The organism is Mycobacterium sp., from assembly GCF_049802695.1.
In the GTDB taxonomy this organism is placed as follows: Bacteria; Actinomycetota; Actinomycetes; order Mycobacteriales; family Mycobacteriaceae; genus Mycobacterium.
In genome coordinates, this window is the sequence record NZ_JBARMY010000096.1 from 1 (window position 1) to 6,099 (window position 6,099).

The 6,099-nt window shown below is 66.5% G+C and carries 6 protein-coding genes; all 6 read right to left on the bottom strand.

What is annotated here, in order from left to right; translation table 11 throughout:
- Positions 1 to 953, bottom strand: a 953-nt coding sequence (locus WA317_RS03490) for a class I tRNA ligase family protein (RefSeq protein ID WP_425171717.1), incomplete at its 3' end; no start/stop codon positions are given.
- Between the two features lie 70 nt (positions 954 to 1,023).
- On the bottom strand, positions 1,024 to 1,644 hold the full coding sequence (locus WA317_RS03495; protein WP_425171718.1) for a LysM peptidoglycan-binding domain-containing protein: 621 nt from the start codon (positions 1,642 to 1,644) through the stop codon (positions 1,024 to 1,026).
- 198 nt (positions 1,645 to 1,842) lie between these two features.
- A complete protein-coding gene (locus tag WA317_RS03500) occupies positions 1,843 to 2,421 on the bottom strand; it encodes a DUF937 domain-containing protein (protein ID WP_425171719.1) in 579 nt (192 codons plus the stop codon).
- Positions 2,422 to 2,529: 108 nt separating this feature from the next.
- Positions 2,530 to 3,783 (bottom strand): saccharopine dehydrogenase family protein, encoded by a 1,254-nt coding sequence (locus tag WA317_RS03505; RefSeq protein ID WP_425171720.1) that lies wholly within the window; start codon positions 3,781 to 3,783, stop codon positions 2,530 to 2,532.
- Complete coding sequence (locus WA317_RS03510; protein WP_425171721.1) at positions 3,780 to 5,783, bottom strand: alpha/beta fold hydrolase; 2,004 nt, start codon at positions 5,781 to 5,783, stop codon at positions 3,780 to 3,782. The genes WA317_RS03505 and WA317_RS03510 overlap by 4 nt, the downstream gene beginning before the upstream one ends.
- A gap of 88 nt (positions 5,784 to 5,871) precedes the next feature.
- Positions 5,872 to 6,099, bottom strand: a 228-nt coding sequence (locus WA317_RS03515; protein ID WP_425171722.1) for a transglycosylase family protein, incomplete at its 5' end; no start/stop codon positions are given.

The following is a 6,099-nucleotide window of genomic DNA, read 5'->3' on the forward strand; positions in this document are numbered from 1 at the left end:
TCGGTTCCGGTGTCGGCGATCCGGCCCCTGGTGTCCATGATCGAAGGCATCGGCAACTGGTGACGCACGCCGATCTCGAAGTCGTTGGGGTCGTGTGCCGGCGTGACTTTGACCGCACCCGTGCCGAATCCGGGATCCACATGATCGTCGGCGACAACGACGAGCTGCCGGTCCAAGAAGGGATGCGGCACGGTGGTGCCCACCAGGTGGCGGTAGCGTTCGTCATCGGGATGCACCGCGATCGCGGTGTCACCCAGCATCGTCTCGACCCGGGTGGTGGCCACCACGATGTGCGGCTGCGAATCGTCGAGCGAGCCGTACCGGAACGACACCAGCTCGCCTTCGACGTCTTCGTATTTGACCTCGAGGTCCGAAATCGCCGTCTCCAGTACCGGCGACCAGTTGACCAGCCGCTCGGCTCGATAGATCAGCCCCGCGTCGAAAAGCCGCTTGAAGATGGTCCGTACCGCCCGCGACAGGCCCACGTCCATGGTGAACCGGTCACGGTTCCAGTCCACACCGTCACCGAGCCGGCGCATCTGGCCACCGATCGTGCCGCCGGAGTTATGTTTCCAGTCCCAGACCTTGTCGATGAACAGTTCGCGGCCGAAGTCCTCCTTGGTCTTGCCGTCGACGGCGAGTTGCCTTTCGACCACGCTCTGGGTGGCGATGCCAGCGTGGTCCATGCCCGGCTGCCACAGCACTTCATAGCCCTGCATGCGCTTGCGGCGGGTCAGGGCGTCCATCATGGTGTGTTCCAGGGCGTGGCCCATATGCAGGCTGCCGGTGACATTCGGCGGCGGCAGCACGATCGAGTACCCGGGTTTGTCGCTGCCCGGATCTGCGGTGAAGTAGCCGGCGTCCACCCAGCGCTGGTAGATCGCGCTCTCGACCGCGCCCGGATCCCACGATTTGGGCAGGGCTTCAGCGGCGGGTATGGAGCTGGCGGTCACCGCACAATTCTAGGAAGCCGACTCGGTACCCGTGAAAGCGCCCGAGCCGACCGTCCTGATCTGAGGGCGATCAAGGAATGTTCAGCACCTCACCGGGGTGGATCAGATCCGGATTGGAGATACCGCTGGCGTCGGCGATCACCTGGTATTTGCTGCCGTCACCGTAGAAGCGCTCCGCGATCGCCCACAGGGTGTCACCGGGTTCGACGGTGTAGCTGCGACCTGCCGGTGCGGGCACCTCCCCCGGTTCGCCGTCCGACTCGGCTGCGTCATGAACCGGCTCAGGGGCCGGCGCGGACTCGTCCGGAGCGGTCGTCACCTCGGGAGCCGGAACTTCAGCTTCCGGCGGCGGCGGCGCGTCGGTTTCGGTCTTCGTTGACCAGGCCGCCCCGTCGGCGGCATAGAGCACAAGGTTGCGATCGTCCTGGATGACGAGTTTGACGTGCTTCTTGCCCTTGGTGTTGGTGGCCCACACCGGTTTGTCTGCGGTGTAGACGACGAAGTTGCCGTCATGCTGGACTTCGGCCCGCACGACGTTTTGGCCGTCGGTTCCGGTGGCCCAGATGGCTTTGCCGCGCACCGCGAGCACCAAGTTTCCGTCGTCCTGCAACGTCACGGTGTAGGCCCCGTTGTTCGACGTGATCGACTCCCCCTTAACCAGCTTCTGTCCTTCGTTAAGTGTGTCTCCCACGGTCACTCCCTTTCGTCGCTGCAATCCGGCCTGCCGACCGGGCATCGTCGCGTGTGCACGACAACGGGAAGTCTAGTTAGCCCTGGGGCTGCCGGGGCGCCTTCCGCTCAGATTACTCAAGACATCCCGGAGAACTGGCGGTGAACGCTCGCTGTCAGCAAGCGACACGAAATGCGCTGTGTAGGCGGTGATTTCGTGTTACTTATTACCACCGAACAGGCCGCCGAGGATATCGCCCGCCTTACCGCCCAGGGCCTTTCCCAGGACACTGCCCAACGACTTGTTGCCGCCGGACATGCCGCTGAGAATGCTGCCCAGCACGTCGTCAAGGGCGCCGCCGGATGGGCTGTCGCCTTTCGGCGCGGGCGACTTCTTCTGGCTCAACTGCTTGCCGATGTAGGCCAAGACGATCGGCGTAAGAATCGGCAGCAGCTTCTCGAACAAGTCGCTGTTGCCGGCCTGGCCGCCCGACAGCGCGGCGGCCACCTGGCTGCTGTCGCTGCCACCGAACAGCTTCGCGACCGCCTGGTCTCCCTCGGCGTGATCTACATCGGCGACACCGGCGTCGGCGTCGAGCAGGCCGCGGGCTGCGTGGTCGCCGGCCGCCGACTCGATCACCGACGCGTGGCCGGGATCTTGGGCTTTCTGCTGCAGGCTGCCGACCAGCACCGGCACCAGCTCCTGCACCGCGCTGCTCACTTCGCCTTCCTCGACTCCAAGATTTTCGGCGATGTCGCGCGTGGGAATCTGAGCGAAGAGATCATCGAGGCCGGCCATGGGTGTCCACCTTCGGTGTCAACTGGCTGGGAACAGCTCGCACGACGTGTTGAGCCGCTTTCGACATTAGCCCACCCATAGCGACCGCAAGCAGAGCGGCGCAATTGCTCAGCTCAGCCGGGCGGTTTCCAAGGTCACTCCTGCGGGCGGAAGTCGCGCCAACAACGCATCTCCCATCGCGCTTGCCGGTGTCAGCACACCCAGCAGGTCCGACAGCTTGTCCCGGTCGAGCGCGAGCGCTAAGCCGCTTTCCCCCAACAACACCGAGGTGGCTTTGTATCCCGGGTCGCCCTGCTGCGCAAAGGTCACCACATAGCGGCTGCCGGTGGTCGTTGTGGTGTACGTCTCGGCCTTGTAGTAACCGCGCTCGCGCTGCGTGGCGCTGGGTCCGGTGCCGGGTTTGGGCACGACGCGCTCGACGAGACGCCGGGGCAGCAGCCGAAAATAGCGACTACCCAGAGCGAATACGGCGTTACCGACGCCGGTGACCAACGCCGATCCGGCCGGGGCGACCGGCGACGAACCCACGCTCATGCTCTCGGCGTAGCGAAATTGCCTGCCGTAGGCCCAGTCGAGCAAGGCGTTGCTGCGCCGGACAATACGGGTGTTATACGGCGCCATCGGGAACCCGGCCGTCCAGATGCCGGCGAGTTCTGGTGCGATGTCACCGCCACGCCGCCGCCGCAGGTCCGGCTGCGGACCGAGATCCGGCTCGGCGCCGCGGTCGCTGGTCAGCGTGTAAGGGTCAGCTGTCTGCCGGCGTACCTGGTCGTCTCGGGAGGAGATGTCGAATAGCTCGAGCATCGATCCGACGGTGCCGCCGGATACTCCGCCGGAAAAACCGCGCACGACGAAGTCGGTGTCGCCGAGCTCGCCGGCTCCATCGTCGCTCACCTTCCGGTGCAGCGCGTACACGCTCAAATCTGAAGGGATTGAATCGAATCCGCAGGCGTGTACGATCCGGGCGCCGGTGTCGATGGCCTGCTTGTGATGAAGGTCGATGCTGTTGCGCACGAACACCGCTTCACCGGTCAGGTCGGCGTAATCGGTGCCCGCCGCGGCGCACGCGGCAACCAGTGGCATGCCGTACTTCAGATAAGGCCCGACGGTGGTGATGACGACCTGCGTCTGCGTGGCCATCGCTTCGAGCGTCGAAGGTGAGGAGGCGTCGGCAACCAGCACCGGCCACGACTGCGCCGACTCGCCCAGCGTCTCGCGGACTGCCAGCAGCCGTTCTCTGGATCGGCCGGCCAGCGCTACGCGGACATCGCCGCCGGATCGGGCCAGGTAATCGGCGGTCAGCTTGCCGACGAAGCCGGTCGCCCCGTAAACGACGATGTCATATTCGCGGGATGTGCTCACCGCCGCGACGGTACTCCCAGTATTTCGGGCAGCTCGACGGCCTCACCCAGCACATGCTCGGCCAGGAACGCGATCACCACCTCGTACCAGAGCTTGGTGTGCTGGGGCGCTACCACCCAGTGATGCTCGGAGGGGAAGTACAGGAAGCGGTGCGGGCTGTCGCCGTGTTCGTCGGCGGGCAGCGCCGACATGGAAAGCAGTTCATACCAGAGCCGTATGCCTTCCCCGATCGGCACCCGGTAGTCCTTGTCGCCGTGGATGACCAGCATCGGCGTGCTGATCTGGTCGACGAATCGGTGTGGTGAGTGAACGGCGACCATGTCTGGCGTCAACTCCCGCCGCCAGTAATACGACACGTCGGTGGTGGGCACGAACTGGTCTAAGGCCCACAAGCTGGCGTGGGTGACGATGGCCGAGAAGCGGTCGGTGTGTCCAGCCACCCAATTGGCCAGGTAGCCGCCGAACGAGCCACCCATTGCAGCGGTCCGGGTGGCGTCCACTTGGGGATGCGCGCACGCTGCCTCGGTGGCGGCCATCAGATCGTCGAACGGCGCTCCGCCCCAAGCTCCCCAGCCGCGCTGGATGAAGTCCTGCCCGTAGCCGGTGGACAGCGCGGGATCCGGAAGCAGCACCGCGTACCCGCGGGCGGCCAGCAGCCACGGGTTCCACCGCCAGGACCAGCTGTTCCAACTGCCCAGCGGTCCGCCGTGGATCCACAACAGCAGCGGGGCGGGCTGCTGATCGTCGGGCAGCACGAGCCACGACCGCACTGACGTCCCGTCGGCCGCGGTGGCCGCGATGTCTTCCACCGTTCCCGGCAAAGTGGGTAAGTCGACGCAGGGCAGCACGGTGACGACACCGTCGGTGTCGATCCGGACCGGATGCGGCGGGGCGCCGTACGCACTGCGGAGCGCATACAGCAGGCCCCCCGGTGCGGTGACGACGTCGGTGTAGGCGAAGTCGTCGTCGGTGAGCTGGGTGACCCTTGACGTGGCGGTCTCGACAACGAAGACCGGTGTCCGGCCGGCTTGGTCGGCGGTCACGATGAGCGACGCGCCGTCGATGGACCAGAGCACCGATGCCGGCCAGCGGTCCCAGCCGACGGCGAGCGGCGTCGGCTGATCACCGAAGCGCTGATACTGCAGGGTCCGTTGCGGCGCACGGTCGGGTGCCGCGACGGACTCGCGGGTGAAGGCGACAGCCGACCCGTCCGGCGAGATCGCCGGATTCTCCAGGTCGGCGTCCGGGTCGTCGGCGATGATGCTGTGCTCGCCGGACGCCAGTTCTACGCGCAGCAGCACCGAACGTTGGACGGGTCCGGGCCCGGCCACCGGCCAAGTGGTGACCAGGAAGCGCCCGTCGGGGCTGACGTCGAATGTCGCGTCGCGCAGCGCCCTGCCGGGCTGCGGAATCAGATCGCGAGGACCGTCCGCGTCTAACAGGTGCGGCTCGTCCGGGCCGAGATCCTCGTCCCAGTAACGAATGGGATAGCCCGAGTGCAGAATGGCCGTCACCTGCTTTGACTTGCGCAGCTCTCGCAGCTGCCGGTCGTGGTCGATGTCACGGGCCGACGGGAGCAGCGGCGCAACGACCACAGTGATCTCGGCGGCGCGGGCCGTGCTTACCGCGCTGACGCCACCGGGCATTGTCACGGTCTCGATCGCCTCTCCGCCGGCGCCCGGTAGCCGCCACAGCGAGGCGGGCGGCTTGTCGGTATTGCCTCCAGGCTTATCGGCGACCGGTCGGGAGGAGACGAACAGCAAGTCGCCGTCGGCGCTGAACGCCGGCGAGGACTCACCCTTGGCGCTCCGGGTGAGTCGGCGCGCAGGTGCCCGGCCGGCCGGGTCGATCTCCCACACCGCACTGACGTACTCGGTGCGTTTCTCGTTCAGTTCAGCAACCGTGGTCACTAACCGTGACCCGTCTGGGGACACCGCCAGGCCCGAGACCCGGGGCAGGGCGAGGTACTCGTCGAGGCTGCCGAACGCGGTTGAGGTCATACGTCTTGGTAACACCGCGGCACACAGACCGCTGACGGCGGTGCCGGGTCGGCTACCCGGACACCGCCGTCAGTGTCAGCGTCGTCGGTCAGCCGCGCCGACCGCAGACCGGCCACGCGCCGATGCCCTGCGTGTGCAGGACGTTTTCAGCCACCCGGATCTGCTCATCGCGGCTGGCGCCGTTCGCGGGTCCGGAGCCGCCGTTGGCCCGCCACGTGCTGGACGTGAATTGCAGGCCACCGGAGAAACCGTTACCGGTGCTGATCCCCCAGTTACCGCCCGACTCGCACTGCGCGATGGCGTCCCAGTTCACGCT

Excerpts from the sequence above, each read along its gene's own strand:
- WA317_RS03500 (WP_425171719.1), bottom strand. The coding sequence starts at position 2,421 with ATGGCCGGCCTCGATGATCTCTTCGCTCAGATTCCCACGCGCGACATC.
- WA317_RS03510 (WP_425171721.1), bottom strand. The coding sequence starts at position 5,783 with ATGACCTCAACCGCGTTCGGCAGCCTCGACGAGTACCTCGCCCTGCCC.